Here is a 14,763-nt window from a genome sequence, read left to right as displayed (position 1 = left end):
CACGGGGACCTGCCCGCGTACCGTCTTCCGGTGATCTCCCTCACGGCTTCACACAACCGCCGGATATCGACGGTGATGCGGCCGGATATGGTCACTGACATGCAATGTCGCTCCCAGGCCGCCCGGACGGGCCGCCCCCGCAGCGCCGCCGCCGACGCCGCGATCCTGGAGGCGACTCGCACGGCGCTGGTCGAACTCGGCTGGTCCAAACTGACGTTGGGGTACGTGGCGACCCTCGCCGGAGTCGCCAAGACGACCCTCTACCGCCGCTGGGCGGGCAAGAACGAACTGGTCGTCGACGCGGTGGCCGAGCTCTTCGACGAGCTGGAGCTCCCCGACCGGGGCAGTCTGGCCGCCGACATCGAGGGCGTGGTGCTCCAGTTCGCGGCGATCCTGGACCGCCCGGAGGCGAAGACGGCGCTGATGGCCGTGGTCGCGGAGTCCACCCGTGACGAGCCGCTGCGCGAGCGCATCCGCACGTCCATCGTCGACCGGCAGAAGCGCCTGGTCATGGAGGGCCGCGCCCGCGCCCAGGAGCGCGGCGAACTCCCCCCGGAGTCGGACCCGGCCGCCGCCGACCGTACCGCCGCCCTGATCTTCGACGTGGTCGCCGGGGCGGTCGTCCATCGCACCCTGGTCAGCGCGGAACCCGCGGACGAGGAATGGGTGCGCTCGTTCACCCGGGTCCTGCTCTTCGGCCTGACCGGATCGGCAGCCGACGAACCGGCGCCTCCCTCGACGGAGGGCCCGGCCGGAGTCTGACAGGGCGGCCGGGAATGTCGTGGGTCGGGGCCGCGCCGGTGCATCAGCCCGTCGCTGTCGGCCGAGGCGTGACCGTCGGTGGCGACGGGCATCGATGTACCGGCACGTCCCCTCGCACCGGATGCCGACTGCGGGTGCATCGTGGTGGCCGCGCCACATTTCAGCCCGGCCGCGGCAAGTTTCAGCCCCGGCCAGGGAAATCCAGCCCCTCCGGCGATTGAGGAGCGGGGGTCCGGGGGCGGAGCCCCCGGGTACGGGACGGGTAGGGGCGGAGGGGGCGAGAAAAGGGCACCTGGCGCCGGGCAGGCCTCGGTGGCGGAGCGAGAGCCCGGAGCCCCGGGCCCGGCCCGGATGCCGGGCAGGCAGGGGCGCCGGGCTGCCCGGGGCCGTTCAGAAGCCCGCCGGCTCCGTGTACACGCCCCACTCGTCGCGCAGGACACCGCAGATCTCGCCCAGCGTCGCCTCGGCACGGACCGCCTCCAGCATGGGGGCGATCATGTTGGAACCGTCGCGCGCGGCGGCGAGCATGGCGTCCAGCGCACCGCGCACGGCCGCCTCGTCGCGGTCTCCCTTGCGCGAGGCCAGCACCCGCACCTGCTCGCGCTCCACCTCGTGGCTGACCCGGAGGATCTCCAGGTCGCCGGTCACGGACCCGTGGTGGACGTTGACGCCGACGACCCGCTTGTCGCCCTTCTCGACCGAGCGCTGGTACTGGAACGCCGACTCGGCGATCTCGCCGGTGAACCAGCCGTCCTCGATCCCGCGCAGGATGCCGGAGGTGATGGGACCGATGGGGTGCTTCCCGTTCGGGTGCGCCCGCAGTCCGCGCTCCTTGATCTGCTCGAAGATCTTCTCCGCGTCGGCCTCGATCCGGTCGGTGAGCTGCTCGACGTACCAGGAACCGCCCAGCGGGTCGGCGACGTTGGCGACGCCGGTCTCCTCCATGAGCACCTGCTGCGTGCGCAGGGCGATCTCCGCGGCCTGCTCGGAGGGCAGGGCGAGCGTCTCGTCCAGCGCGTTGGTGTGCAGCGAGTTCGTGCCGCCGAGGACCGCCGCGAGCGCCTCCACGGCCGTGCGCACGACGTTGTTGTACGGCTGCTGGGCCGTCAGCGAGACGCCAGCGGTCTGCGTGTGGAAGCGCAGCCACTGCGCCTTCTCGGAGGTGGCGCCGTACACGTCCCGCATCCAGCGGGCCCAGATCCGGCGGGCCGCGCGGAACTTGGCGATCTCCTCGAAGAAGTCGACGTGCGCGTCGAAGAAGAACGAGAGGCCGGGGGCGAACACGTTCACGTCGAGCCCGCGGGACAGGCCCAGTTCCACGTAGCCGAAGCCGTCCGCCAGCGTGTAGGCGAGCTCCTGCGCGGCCGTGGAGCCGGCCTCCCGGATGTGGTACCCGGAGACGGACAGCGGCTTGTACGCGGGGATCTTCTCGGCGCAGTGCTCCATCAGGTCGCCGATGAGGCGCAGGTGCGGCTCGGGCTGGAAGAGCCACTCCTTCTGCGCGATGTACTCCTTGAAGATGTCGGTCTGGAGCGTGCCGTTCAGCACGGCGGGGTCGATGCCCTGGCGCTCGGCGGCGACCAGGTACATGCAGAAGACCGGCACCGCGGGCCCGCTGATCGTCATCGACGTCGTGACGTCACCGAGCGGGATGTCCTGGAAGAGGACCTCCATGTCGGCCGCCGAGTCGATCGCCACACCGCAGTGACCGACCTCGCCGAGCGCACGGGGGTCGTCCGAGTCGCGGCCCATCAGCGTGGGCATGTCGAAGGCCACGGACAGGCCGCCGCCGCCGTTGGCGAGGATCTTCTTGTAGCGCTCGTTGGTCTGCTCGGCGTTGCCGAACCCGGCGAACTGCCGGATGGTCCACGTACGCCCCCGGTAGCCGGTCGCGTACAGCCCGCGCGTGAAGGGGTACTCCCCGGGCCAGCCGATCTGCTCGAAGCCCTCGTAGTTGTCCCCGGGCCGGGGACCGTACACCGGCTCCACGGAATCACCCGAGAGCGTGGTGAAGTCGGCCTCGCGCTTGCGCGAAGCGTCGTAACGGGCCTGCCAGCGTCGGCGGCCTTCCTCGATGGCGTGAGCGTCCATACCTCGAATTTACTAGGACGTCCTAGTAAATGTCGATGGCAAACCGCCGTGCGATACCGCACGGCGGTCGTGGGTCAGTCGTGGGTCAGTCGTGGGTCAGGCCTTGGCGACCGCGGGAACACCCTCCGCGACCTTGGATTCCAGCTCGCGGCTGATGCTGCGCTCCACGAAGAAGGCGGCCGTCGGAATCGTGCCCGCCAGCAGCACCCAGAGCTGCTTGCCGACCGGCCACTTCGCCTTCGAACCCAGGTCGAAGGCGAAAATCAGGTAGACGACGTACAGCCAGCCGTGCGCGATGGCGACGACACGGGTGAAGTCCGCGGCTCCGTCCATGCCCATGCCGTACTTGGCGATCATGCCGAGGCACAGCAGAACCAGCAGGACGCCGGTGACGTAGGCCATGACGCGGTAGCGGGTCAACACGCTCTTCTTCATGGCACGAGGGTAGCCACCCTTTTCGGCCGATCTTCACGCGCCCCCACGCCACGCCGCCCGGGCTCCCGGGCACCCGCCCGTCGCCCGTCCGGCGCCCGGCTCTCCCGCGGCTACGCCTCGTCGAAGTCGTGCGCGGCGACCCGCAGGGGCCGCAGCATGGCGAAGATCTCCGCGCACTCCTCGGCGTCGTACACCCCGAGACCGAAGTCCATCCCCATCAGATCGCGGGTGGCCGCGTCGCAGACCTCACGGCCCTTGTCCGTGATGGAGGCGAGGGTGCCCCGGCCGTCGTTCGGGTTCGGCCGCTTGTCGACGAGCCCGGACCGCACCAGCCGGTCCACCGTGTTCGTGACGGACGTCGGGTGCACCATGAGCCGCTCGCCGATCTTGGACATCGGCAGCTCGCCCGCCTTGGAGAACGTGAGGAGGACCAGCGCCTCGTAGCGCGCGAAGGTCAGTCCGTACGGCTTGACGACCGCGTCCACCTCGGCGAGCAGGATCTGGTGCGCGCGCATGATCGAGGTGATCGCGGACATGGACGGCACGGCGCCCCAGCGCTCGCGCCAGTGTTCGTCGGCACGGGCGATGGGATCGAAGGCAAGACTGAGCGGCTTCGGCACGCCAACGACCTTACCGGCCGGTCACATCGTGGTCAGCCCCGTCTCGCTTTTCGGTATCCGCCCCCGCGGAAACGGGCTCCGGGGCGGTCCCGGGACCCCGAAATGACAGGGTCCGGGAGGTGGGTGCCGGGCCGGTTCGGCCGACGGTTCCATACGACTACCGGCTCCCTCCGCTCCCCGTTCCGCCCGCCGCGCCCGTATCCCCGTTCCGTTCACCGTTCACCGTTCACCGCTCCCCGACGTCCTGTCCGTCGTCCTGTCCGTCGTCCTGTCCGACGTCCTGTCCGACGTCCTGTCCGTTCTCCCGCCCGGTTCCGTGCCGTGTCCGGCACGCCGGGCCGCCACCGCCAGGGCCACACAGACCATGGTCCCGAGGACACCCGCGCCCACGACCGTCGCCCTCACCCCGGCGAGCTCCGCCACCGCGCCCGACAGGGCCATCCCCACGCCCTGAACGGTCATCAGCCCGGCCGTGTTCAGCGTCATGGCCCGCCCGAGCAGTTCGTCCGGCACCGCCCGCACGAACCACTGGTCCAGGCCGAGGGTGTACGCCGATCCGGCGCCCGCGAGCACCAGCAGGACCAGCGTCCAGCCGAGTCCGGGCCGCAGCGCGTACGCGGCGTAGGGCAGCAAGGTGACGCAGACCAGCGGGAGCGTGAGCCGGCCCCGGGTCACCGGCCGCAGCCGCGAACCCGCGAACAGCTCCCCCGCGATCGTGCCGACGGGCAGCGCGCACATCAGCAGGCCGAGCCCGGCCGTACCGGCCCCGAGCCCCTCGGCGTACGGCGCCGCCAGCGCCTCCGGCGCGACGACGAACATCGGCGGGACCCAGAACAGCAGGAGCAGCACGAGGATCCGCCGGTCGGCCAGCACCCGGCGGGCACCGCGCAGGGAGTCGCGCACGAGCGCCTGCCCCCGGTGCGCCCGCGCGGGCCGCCGCCGGGTGCCGAAGCGCAGCAGCGCCGCGGAGGCGAGGAAGGTGCAGACCGTGACGAGGAGCGCGTGGCGCGGGGAGACGACGGTGAGCAGCAGGCCGCCCGCCCCGAAACCGGCGAGCAGCGCGCTCTGCGACAGGATCCGCAGCAGGGACCGGCCCAGTACGAACAGTTCCCCGTCGCCGAGGACGTCCGCGAGGGTCGCCGTCCGCGTCCCCTGGAAGACCGGCGCGACCAGGGCGAGCGCCGCCCGCATCACGAGCAGCACCGCGACGGGCGCGCCGGGCAGCACCATCACGGCCACACAGCCCGCGCACACCAGATCGCACACCACCAGGACCCGGCGGGCCGGAAAGCGGTCCGCGACGCCCGCGAGCAGGGTCCCGCCGATCAGGTAGGGCAGAAACCCGAGCGCGAACGTCAGGGCGCTCAGCAGCGGGGAGCCCGTCAGACCGTAGACGAGGACGGAGAGCGTGATCTCGCTGACGACGAGCCCGAGCAGCGAGAACGCGTGCGCGGCGAAGACGGCACGGAACTCGGGCACGGCGAACACGGGACCGTACCCGGTCCGCGCGGGGAAGGCTTCCGACGCGCTCTCGGCGACGGACGCGTTCTCCTTGGCGGGCCCAGCGATGTTCTCCTTGGCGGGCCCAGCGATGTTCTCCGTGGCGGGCCCAGCGGTGTTCTCCGTGGCGGGCGCTGGTGCGGGCACTGTCGGCGCGCCCTTCGTCTCTGCTTCCGGCATGGGCGACAGCGTGCCCGGCCCCGCTCCGGCCACGTAAAGTTTCGGCGTCAGCCGAATCTTCTGAGGTCATTCATGCCGTCGCTGCTGCACTTCGGGGAGGACGACCTCCTCAACTGCCGGTTCGCGGTGTCGCCGCTGTGGGAGACGCAGGAGGCGGTACGCACGCTCAACCGGCCCGCGCGGCACGGCTATCACGCACACTGGCTGCGCCGTATGCGCGCGGCGGCCGCCGGACTCGACCTCACCCCGCTGTGGCTGCTGATGCCGCAGCGCGGCTACTCCCCCGACTGGCTCGGCCCGCCACCGCTGGGCCCCGCGGCGAGCTTCGAGGAGGAGATCGCCGCCATCCGCGCGGCCGACCCGGAGGTGGCCCGCGAGGAGAGCGCGCGTTCGCTCGCCGACACCCCCGGCGCCCTGGCCTCGGCGCGCGGCCGGGCTCTGCTGGCCGACCCGGCCCGCATGGTGCGCGAACTGACCGGCTTGCTGGAACAGGCCTGGCACACCCTCGTCGAACCGGACTGGCCACGGCTGCGCGCCCTGCTGGAGGCCGACGTCGCCTTCCACTCGCGGCGGCTCGCCGAGGTCGGCCTCGGCGGACTCCTCCCGGAGATCGACCGGCGGTTCGGCTGGCGCTCCCACACCCTGACCGTCGAGGTCGCGGGCCGGCACGAACGGCACCTGGCCGGGCAGGGCCTGGTCCTCATGCCGAGCGTGTTCTCGTGGCCGGACGTGATCAGCGGCTTCGAACCGCCCTGGCAGCCGACGCTCGTCTATCCGGCGCGCGGCATCGGCGGCCTGTGGGCCGAGCCGACGGACCGCACCCCCGACGTGCTCGTACGGCTCCTCGGGCGCGGCCGGGCCGCCGTGCTCACCGCGCTCGACGAACCGGCCGGCACGACCGCGCTCGCGCACCGGCTGCGCCTCGCCCCGTCGTCGGTCTCCGCGCATCTCACCGCCCTGCGCGACGCGGGCCTGCTCGTCTCGCGCCGGTACGGGCATCAGGTGCTGTACGAGCGGACGCCACTCGGGATCGCGCTGGCGTCGGGCGGCGGCTGACCGCGGGGTGCCCCACCGCGCCATGCCGCTCCCCCGCGTAAATGCCGCCGCAATGCCCCCTTGTGCCACGATTGGTGACCGGTTGTCACCCTCGTACAAGGGAGCAGCATGCCCCGGCTGATCCGCGCCCTCGCGGCGCTCGCGGTGCTCGGGCTCGCGGCGGGCTGCGCGCCCTCGCCCGAGACGGGCCGGACCCCGGTCGCAGGCGGCGCCTCGAAGCAGGCGGGCCCCGCCGCCCGCTCGCCCTTCTGGGTCGACCCTCGGGGCCCGGCGGCCCGGCAGAGCGAGCTGTGGCGCCGGCAGGGCCGTGCCGGGGACGCCGCGCTGCTGAGGCGGATCGCGGACGAGCCCGTCGCCCTGTGGCCGGCCGGCGAGCTCGACCCCGGTCCGGCGGTCCGGTCGGCGACCGCGTCCGCGGCCCGCGAGGGGCGGACGGCGCTCTTCGTGGCGTACGACATCCCGCACCGGGACTGCGGCCAGCACTCGGCGGGCGGGGCGGCGGACGCGGACGCCTACCGGCGGTGGATCGGCAGGTTCGCCGACGCCCTCGGCGACGGCCGGGCCCTGGTGATCCTGGAACCGGACGCGGTCGCCCACATCGTGGACGGCTGTACGCCGGGCGAGTACCACGACGAGCGCGAACGGCTGCTGAGCGAGGCGATCGTCCGGCTGAAGCGCCGGCCGGGCACCACGGTGTACCTGGACGCCGGAAACCCCTCCTGGATCCCCGACCCGGAGAAACTGGTCGGGCCCCTGGAACGCGCGGGCATCGCGCACGCCGACGGCTTCTCGCTCAACGTCGCCAACTTCCAGACGGACACGGTCAGCAAGGAGTACGGCGTCCGCCTCTCCGGCAGACTCGGCGGCAAGCACTTCGTCGTCGACACCAGCCGCAACGGCAACGGCCCGCTGGAGGGGGTCTGGTGCAACCCGCCGGGCCGGGCGCTGGGCACCCCGCCGACCACGGCCACCGGTGAGCCCGCCCTCGACGCCTACCTGTGGATCAAACGGCCCGGCGAGTCGGACGGAGAGTGCGGGGGCGGTCCGGCGGCCGGCCGGTGGTGGCCGGAGTACGCCCTGGAGCTGACGCGCGGTCCCACCGGCTGACGGCCGCCCACGGCTCCGCGCGCGGGGTCACCTGACGTGGAGCCACTTCGCCTCGGACGGTGTGCCCTGCGCGTCGGTCACGAACAGCATGTACCAGCCGGGCGGTACCAGCGCCGGGTCCCTCGGTACGTCCACGGTGACCGAGTCCGCCGTCCTCGTCAGCCCCAGTTCGATCGACCGCTGCTCGACGTCCGTGGTGTGGGTGACGGCGCTCGGCCGCATCAGCCGGGCCTTGACGACCCGTTCCGGGTGGCCGGTGAGGAACCTCGCCCGGTGGTTCGCGTCGAGCTCCTCCGGGCCGGCGCCCAGCACCGGTCGGTTCGCGCGGTTGCGGTGCAGGGCGGGCGGGGTGAAGACCTCCATGCGCTGTTCGAAGTGGCCCAGTTTGGTGTTCCGCTGATCGTCGAAGAGCGGGTCCGAACCGAAGGTGACGACACGGCCGTCGGGCAGGAGCAGTGCCTCGGAGTGGTAGTTGCGGCCCACGCGGGGGGACGCGGCCTCGTGGAAGGTGTTGGTCCGGGGATCGTAGAACTGCGCCTTGAGGATGTTGCTGGCGCCGCGGCCGCGGTAGTCCCGGGAGCCGTTCGTGGTGAACACGGTGTCGTCCGGCATGATCACGCTGTTCAGATAGCGCGTGCCCTGGGGAAGGTCGGGGCCGTCCTCGAAAGCCGGGCTGTCCTTCTTGAGGTCGACGATGGCGGTGCGGGCGGTGGACTTCCTGGACTCGCCGACGCCTCCGCCGCCGAGGATCATCACCTTCTGCTCCTGAGCGGGCGGGAGCAGGACCGACGCGGAGGTCTCCGTCCGGTCGGCGTCCCGCAGGCCGGGGACCTTCTGGAAGGTGTTGGTCCGCGGGTCCCACAGGCCCGGATCGCGGCCCTGGCCGGCGGGTCCGTACCCGGCGTTGGAGGCCGGGTAGAAGAGTTTGCCGCCCTTGGTGAGGAAGAGGGCCGGGTAGGTGGGGAAGTAGCGGTGGGGCCCGGGGCTCCACCTCTTCGTCACCGGGTCGTAGATCTCGGTGTCGCCCGGGTCGATGACCCCGACGTCGTCGAGCCCGGAGACGGCGAGGACGCGTCCGTCGTCGAGTCCCACGAGGGTCGGGTACCAGCGGGCCTTGTCCATCGGGTCGACGGGGATGTACCGCTCGGCCCTGGGGTCGAACTCGTAGGCGGCCCTGATGCCCTGGAAGTCCTGCTTCTCCAGGGTGATCTTCTCCGAGAGGCCGTACGTGTTGTAGGCGTCCTCGCCGCGCAGGCCGACGATCTCGTACTGGGCCTGCCGGTCGGTGACCGACCCCGGTCCCTTCTCCTCCGCCTCCACGAAGACACGGGCCTCTCCGGCGGTGACCTCGGTCCTCCAGGGCTGCATGGCGCCGTTGCGGTCGTAGGTGATGATCTGGTTCCGCTTCGCCCTGGGGACCGTCACGTCGACCCTGCTGACGTAGTCGACGCCGGCGGGCGAGCGGAAGACGGTGCCCTTCTTGAGGACGACGGTTCTGTCGGGGTTCTCGTTCTTCACGCGCATGCCGCCGCCGGCCCGGACGACCTCGCCGTCCAGCTTCTCGTAGCGGGCGGTGCCGCCGGCCACGAGCATCCTGCCGTCGGGGAGCTGGGCGTGTCCGGAGCAGAAGAAGTCGTCCGGCGTGGGGATCTTCTTGAAGGTGTCCGTCCTCGGATCCCACAGGACCGTGTCGAAGGACCCCTGGTCGAACTTCTTCTGCTCGTTGCCCGAGCCGGCGACGATGAGCACCTTCCCGGTGTGCAGCAGGGCCGCGTGGATCGCGTTGGTGCGGTACTCCGCGGGGATCTCGACGCTGCTCCAGGAGCCGTACTTCGCCGTGTAGGCGGGCCGGGAGATCTTGTACTCGTGGTACGTCTCACCGGCGAAGCCGAGCGCGGCCGGGGCGTTGAGCCCCGCGAGGACGGCGAGGCCCGTGATGCCGAGCAGCGTCTTCCTCGCCTTCTTCGTATTCTTCGTACTCGTCGTCTTCGTCTTCTTCGAGGGCCGGCGGGCCATGGACTAGGTGCCTCCTGTCGTGGAGCCGGTGACCGTGACGGGGGTGGCCGCCGGCGATTCCCGGCTGTCGGGAACGCGGACGGAAGCGGGCGCCTCGAGCCGGGTCCCGCGCTCCCCGGCGAGGGTGCGGATCCAGACCGCGACCGGGGCGAGGGAGATCCCCATGGCCAGCAGCGCCCAGGCACGCATGGCCGCGTGGGTGTGGCCGAGGACGGCCGAGGCGCCGAGCGAGACGGCGAGCAGCGCGGCCCAGCCGAGATGGACACGGAAGGTCCCCAGCCGGTCGGGGCTCGCGTCGTGGCCCTTCGGGGTGACGACGAAACGGCTGGGGCGCCGGACGACCGCGTCGCTCAGCGCCTTCAGATAGATGGGGGCCGACAGCGCCGACATCGCCATGCCGGCCAGGCCGCCGGATCCCTCGGGTTCGTGCGGTGAGACGTTGTGCCGCCGGTTCCACAGGTACAGACAGATCTGGAGGGCGGCGGCGTCGCTGTAGAGCATCAGCCACATGGACGCGGAGACCTGCGTCCCGGATGCCCCGAACCACAGGAACAGGAAGCAGCTGACGATGCCCAGGAGCCAGTTGACGGCGGTCATCGGGTAGTAGAGGAGCATCAGCGTGTACGACAGGAGCCGGCCGGGAGGCATGGTGACCAGCGCCTTCCCGTACTGCTTGATCAGGGTCTCGTAGGTGCCGCGCGACCAGCGCATCTGCTGGGTGAAGAAGTCGGTCCAGGAGGAGGGCCCCTCGCCGACGGCGAGCACGTCCGGCGTGTAGACGGACCGCCAGTGCCGGCCCGTCCGGGGGTTGCGGTGCCGGTGCAGTTCGAACCCGGTGGCCATGTCCTCGGTGATGGAGTCGTACAGCCCGCCGATCTGCTTGAGGGCCGCGATCCGGACGACGTTGTTGGTGCCGACGAACATGGGCGAGCCGTAGCGGTTGCCGGCGCGCTGGATGAGGGCGTGGAAGAGGAACTGCTGGGACTCGGCGGCCTTGGTGACGGGGCTCTCGTAGTTCCCGTACACCTGGGGGCCGACGACGAACGCGACGTCGGGGTCCCGGAAGTAGCCCATCATGCGCTCGAGGAATCCGGGCAGCGGGACATGGTCGGTGTCGACGGAGGCGAAGAAGTCGTACGCGTGCCCGTACAGGGCGAGCCACGCGTTGTAGTTGCCGTGTTTGGTGCGGGCCTTGTGGCTTCCCTCGGGGCGGTTCCACTCGGGCACGCCGAACCGGGTGAAGTGCCGGACGCCGAGCTCGGCGCACAGGGCTCTGGCCTGCTCGTCGTCGCCCTCGTCGAGCAGCCAGACGTCGAGGGGGCCGGAGTGGGTGAGCCGGACCGCGGCTTCGAGGGTGGCGCGGACCGTGGTGAGGGGTTCCTTTCCCGGGACGTAGGTGGTGAGGAAGGCGACCCGGGTCCCCTGCGCGGGAAGGACGGGTACGGGGTCGCGGGCGACCAGCGTCGCGTGGGCGATGCTCATGACGTTGACGACCATGAAGAGTTCGATCAGGCCGATGACGACGAGCATCGTGGTGTCGAGGGCGTTCCGCCATGGCTCGCCGCCCTCGCGCTGCACCCAGTGGGTGGGCCACACGAGGTAGACGAGGAGCGCGCCGGTGAGCACCGGGGCGAAGGTCGTCAGCAGGATGGCGCCTATTCGGCGCGGCTCGCGCGACAGGAGCTTGGTGTACTGCACCCGGTAGCCGGTGCCGGACGGCTGGGTCAGGGGTCCGGCGAGCCGGCTGTAGGTGTCGTAGTCGTAGCCCGCGGGCCGCACATCGCCCTCCCGTGGTTCGACGAGTCCGATGATCGTCATGGCTGGTACCCACACATAAGTGGAGTTTCCGTGACATGTCGAACGGGGCGGGTCCGAAGGGGTACGGGGGCGTGCGGGCGGGTGGTCTTTCGTCCCTGAGGTTCCGTCACCTCCGTCGCGGTCGCCGTGCGGGCACGAAAGAACCCCGGTCCGAGGGACCGGGGTTCCTGGTACGGGGCCGCGCCCCGGGGTCACTCCGACAGGTGTCGCTCCACCGTCTCCACCTTCGAGGTGAGGCCGTCCGTCACACCGGGACGGATGTCCGCCTTGAGGACGACCGAGACGCGGGGCGCGCGGGCCTCGACGGCGGCGACGGCACGCTTGACGACGGCCATCACCTCGTCCCACTCGCCTTCGATCGAGGTGAACATCGCGTCGGTGCGGTTGGGCAGCCCCGACTCGCGGACCACGCGGACGGCGTCGGCGACGTACTCCCCCACGTCCTCGCCGACGCCGAGCGGTGTCACGGAGAAGGCGACGATCATGCCTTCACGGCCCCTTCCGCGAAGGCGCGGGAGGCGACGACCGCGTCCTCGGCCTCGCGCTTGAGCTTGCGCTCGGCGAAGAAGCCGCCGGTGGGCAGCACCGACAGAACGAAGTAGAGGACGCCGGTGCCGGCGCTCCACCGGGCACGGTTCCAGGCGTCCGCCCAGAAGATCACGTACAGGACGAAGAGGGCACCGTGGACCGCGCCCATGACGGGCACGGCGTTGAAGTCCGTGGTCCGCTTCAGCACCGAGCAGACGAGCAGCAGCAGGAAGGAAACGGCCTCGGGGGCCGAGACCAGACGGAGCCGGCGGAGTGCGGTGGCGGTCTTTATGTCCACGGGTCACCTTCGGTGGGATTCGCTGTCGGGGGAACGCTGCCCTTGTGAACGCAAGCACAAGCGTCCCGGACATTGTGGCATCCGGCGGGCGGGATCCCGGGCCCGGGGGCCCCGACGACACCGGGTGATACCGGACGGCACCGGACGACACGCCCCCTAGGGGGCGGATCAGGGACAGGATCCACCCGTGGACTCTGTCCGCCGTCCCGCGCTGCGGCTACCTTCACACCGTGGCGATGTTTCGACTTCAGGGCAGCAAGGTGCTCGCCGTCGACATGACCGGGGACGCCGTGAAAGCGAAGAACGGCTCCATGGTCGCGTACGACGGTCAGATGGCCTTCAAGAAGCTCAGCGGGGGCGGTGAGGGGATCCGGGGGATGGTGACCCGGCGCCTCACCGGCGAGCAGATGACGGTGATGGAGGTGAAGGGGCACGGCACCTGCTGGTTCGCCGACCGGGCCTCGGAGATAAACCTGGTGTCCCTTCAGGGGGACAAGCTGTACGTGGAGTCGAGCAATCTGCTCGCCACGGACACGGGTCTGCGCACGGGCACCACGTTCACGGGGCTGCGCGGCGCCTCGCAGGGCAACGGTCTGTTCACGACGACCGTCGAGGGCCACGGCCAGGCGGCGATCACGTCGGACGGGCCGGCGGTGGTGCTGCGCGTCAGTTCCCAGTACCCGCTGACGGTCGATCCGGGCGCGTACATCGCGCACCAGGGCAACGTGCGGCAGTCGCTGCAGTCCGGTGTGACGTTCCGCACACTGATCGGCGAGGGCGGCGGCGAGGCGTTCCAGATGCGCTTCGAGGGCGACGGGCTGGTCTACGTCCAGCCCAGTGAGCGCAACACGATCGCGGGGGATGTGTGAGATGGCGTTCCGCGAGGTGAACTCGAAGGTCGTCGAGGCGACCGTGGTGCCGGGGCAGCGGCTGTTCAGTCAGCGCGGCGCGATGCTCGCCTACAAGGGCGAGGTGTCGTTCACCCCCAACATCCAGGGCGGGCAGGGCGGGGTGATGTCGATGATCGGCCGCCGCCTGGCCAACGAGGCGACTCCCCTCATGACCGTGGAGGGTTCGGGCACGGTCCTCTTCGGGCACGGCGGCCACCACGTCCAGGTGATCGGCCTCACGGGGGACACGCTGTACGTCGAGGCGGACCGGCTGCTGGCCTTCGACGGGACGCTCCAGCAGGGGACGATGTTCCTGGGATCGCAGGGCGGCGTCATGGGCATGGTGCGGGGCCAGGTGACGGGTCAGGGACTCTTCACGACAACGCTCAAGGGCCACGGGGCGGTGGCCGTCATGGCGCACGGCGGCGTCTTCGAGATCCCGATCACCCCGCAGCGCGCGGTGCACGTCGACCCGCAGGCGTACGTGGCGCACCACGGCGACGTGCGCAACAAGCTGTCCACGGCGCTGGGCTGGCGCGACATGGTGGGACGCGGTTCGGGCGAGGCGTTCCAGCTGGAGCTGAGCGGCAGCGGTTCGGTGTACGTCCAGGCCTCGGAGGAGAAGCTGTGAGCGGGTACGGAACCCCCGGCGGTCCGGTGATCCACGATCCGATGTCGCTGCCGGTCGACGACAACGTCAACAACTACACCTTCTGCGTGGAGCTCAAGGGGAGCCAGTGGTTCCTGCAGAAGGGCAAGATGATCGCCTACTACGGATCGATGGAGTTCAACGGCATCGGGCACGGCCGACTTGACCGTCTTGTCCGTACGTCGTTCCATTCGCCTCTGCACGCGAGCGACTGGGTCGTGGCGCAGGGCTCGGGCAAGATGCTGCTCGCCGACCGGGCCTTCGACGTGAATTCGTACGACCTCGACGACGGCAACCTGACCATTCGCTCCGGCAACTTGCTCGCTTTTCAGCCAAGTCTCGCGCTCAAGCAGTCGATTGTGCCGGGCTTTCTGACACTGATCGGAACCGGCAAGTTCGTGGCCGCGTCCAACGGTCCGGTGGTGTTCATGGAACCCCCGATCCGGGTGGACCCGCAGGCCCTTGTCGGATGGGCGGACTGCCCCTCCCCCTGCCATCACTACGACCATGCGTACATGACGGGCGTGATGGGCGGTCTACGTGCGATGACGGGCCTCGGAGGGGCCTCCGGCGAGGAGCACCAGTTCGAGTTCGTGGGGGCGGGCACGGTGCTGCTCCAGTCCACCGAGATCCTGATGGCCGAGCAGGCCACGGGGGCGGTCCCGCAGCAGGCCGGGGTGCCCGGAGCGGGAGGGGTGCCCGGTCAGCGCGGGGGGCAAGCCGGCGCACCGCGCCTTCCCGGACAGCTGGGGGACCTCCAGCGTCGCTTCGGGCTGTGAGCGGTAGTCTGCGGAGTGTGACATCGAACGCACG

General features: G+C 70.9%; 14 protein-coding genes. 6 read left to right on the top strand and 8 right to left on the bottom strand.

Features of this window, described 5'->3' with window-relative positions; genetic code table 11:
* The first annotated feature begins 99 nt into the window (after positions 1–99).
* The gene (locus OG410_RS28405; RefSeq protein WP_329301708.1) at positions 100–762 is read left to right on the top strand and encodes a TetR/AcrR family transcriptional regulator; all 663 of its coding nucleotides are present in this window, start codon (positions 100–102) and stop codon (positions 760–762) included.
* 390 nt (positions 763–1,152) lie between these two features.
* Here the strand turns inward: OG410_RS28405 and OG410_RS28400 are convergent, their stop codons facing one another.
* The 4 genes from OG410_RS28400 to OG410_RS28385 form a co-directional block, all read right to left on the bottom strand.
* A complete protein-coding gene (locus OG410_RS28400; protein WP_329301707.1) occupies positions 1,153–2,853 on the bottom strand; it encodes an acyl-CoA mutase large subunit family protein in 1,701 nt (566 codons plus the stop codon).
* A gap of 96 nt (positions 2,854–2,949) precedes the next feature.
* The gene (locus OG410_RS28395; RefSeq protein ID WP_326785449.1) at positions 2,950–3,288 is read right to left on the bottom strand and encodes a DUF3817 domain-containing protein; all 339 of its coding nucleotides are present in this window, start codon (positions 3,286–3,288) and stop codon (positions 2,950–2,952) included.
* A gap of 110 nt (positions 3,289–3,398) precedes the next feature.
* The gene (locus OG410_RS28390; protein ID WP_329301706.1) at positions 3,399–3,908 is read right to left on the bottom strand and encodes a MarR family winged helix-turn-helix transcriptional regulator; all 510 of its coding nucleotides are present in this window, start codon (positions 3,906–3,908) and stop codon (positions 3,399–3,401) included.
* A gap of 219 nt (positions 3,909–4,127) precedes the next feature.
* Positions 4,128–5,588, bottom strand: coding sequence for an MFS transporter (locus tag OG410_RS28385; RefSeq protein WP_329301705.1), 1,461 nt, complete (start codon positions 5,586–5,588; stop codon positions 4,128–4,130).
* Between the two features lie 72 nt (positions 5,589–5,660).
* Between OG410_RS28385 and OG410_RS28380 the strand changes: the two genes are divergently transcribed.
* Together OG410_RS28380 and OG410_RS28375 are read left to right on the top strand one after the other, a co-directional pair.
* Positions 5,661–6,644, top strand: coding sequence for an ArsR/SmtB family transcription factor (locus OG410_RS28380; protein WP_329301704.1), 984 nt, complete (start codon positions 5,661–5,663; stop codon positions 6,642–6,644).
* Positions 6,645–6,752: 108 nt separating this feature from the next.
* A complete protein-coding gene (locus OG410_RS28375; protein WP_329301703.1) occupies positions 6,753–7,751 on the top strand; it encodes a glycoside hydrolase family 6 protein in 999 nt (332 codons plus the stop codon).
* Between the two features lie 27 nt (positions 7,752–7,778).
* Here the strand turns inward: OG410_RS28375 and OG410_RS28370 are convergent, their stop codons facing one another.
* The 4 genes from OG410_RS28370 to OG410_RS28355 all read right to left on the bottom strand — a co-directional run bounded on the left by OG410_RS28370 (position 7,779) and on the right by OG410_RS28355 (position 12,411).
* Entirely contained in the window at positions 7,779–9,767 is a 1,989-nt protein-coding gene (locus OG410_RS28370; protein ID WP_329301702.1) for a kelch motif-containing protein, read from the bottom strand.
* A gap of 3 nt (positions 9,768–9,770) precedes the next feature.
* Positions 9,771–11,585 carry a glycosyltransferase family 2 protein gene (locus tag OG410_RS28365; RefSeq protein WP_329301701.1) on the bottom strand — a complete coding sequence of 605 codons (1,815 nt, stop codon included), beginning with the start codon at positions 11,583–11,585 and terminating at the stop codon, positions 9,771–9,773.
* A gap of 191 nt (positions 11,586–11,776) precedes the next feature.
* Positions 11,777–12,070 carry an MTH1187 family thiamine-binding protein gene (locus tag OG410_RS28360; RefSeq protein WP_326785456.1) on the bottom strand — a complete coding sequence of 98 codons (294 nt, stop codon included), beginning with the start codon at positions 12,068–12,070 and terminating at the stop codon, positions 11,777–11,779.
* Entirely contained in the window at positions 12,067–12,411 is a 345-nt protein-coding gene (locus OG410_RS28355; RefSeq protein ID WP_329301700.1) for a DUF3817 domain-containing protein, read from the bottom strand. The genes OG410_RS28360 and OG410_RS28355 overlap by 4 nt, the downstream gene beginning before the upstream one ends.
* A 236-nt stretch (positions 12,412–12,647) precedes the next feature.
* On the opposite strand from OG410_RS28355, the gene OG410_RS28350 reads away from it, so the two are divergent.
* The 3 genes from OG410_RS28350 to OG410_RS28340 are packed head-to-tail and all read left to right on the top strand — an operon-like array spanning position 12,648 to position 14,729.
* Entirely contained in the window at positions 12,648–13,280 is a 633-nt protein-coding gene (locus tag OG410_RS28350) for an AIM24 family protein (RefSeq protein ID WP_326790792.1), read from the top strand.
* 1 nt (position 13,281) lies between these two features.
* A complete protein-coding gene (locus tag OG410_RS28345) occupies positions 13,282–13,932 on the top strand; it encodes an AIM24 family protein (protein ID WP_328671461.1) in 651 nt (216 codons plus the stop codon).
* The gene (locus OG410_RS28340; RefSeq protein ID WP_329301699.1) at positions 13,929–14,729 is read left to right on the top strand and encodes an AIM24 family protein; all 801 of its coding nucleotides are present in this window, start codon (positions 13,929–13,931) and stop codon (positions 14,727–14,729) included. Before OG410_RS28345 ends, OG410_RS28340 begins: the two co-directional genes overlap by 4 nt.
* Positions 14,730–14,763 lie beyond the last annotated feature (34 nt).

Source organism: Streptomyces sp. NBC_00659, from assembly GCF_036226925.1.
Lineage (GTDB): Bacteria > Actinomycetota > Actinomycetes > Streptomycetales > Streptomycetaceae > Streptomyces.
The sequence above is the reverse complement of the archived record's forward strand: the minus strand, read 5'-3'. Positions and strand labels throughout refer to the sequence as shown.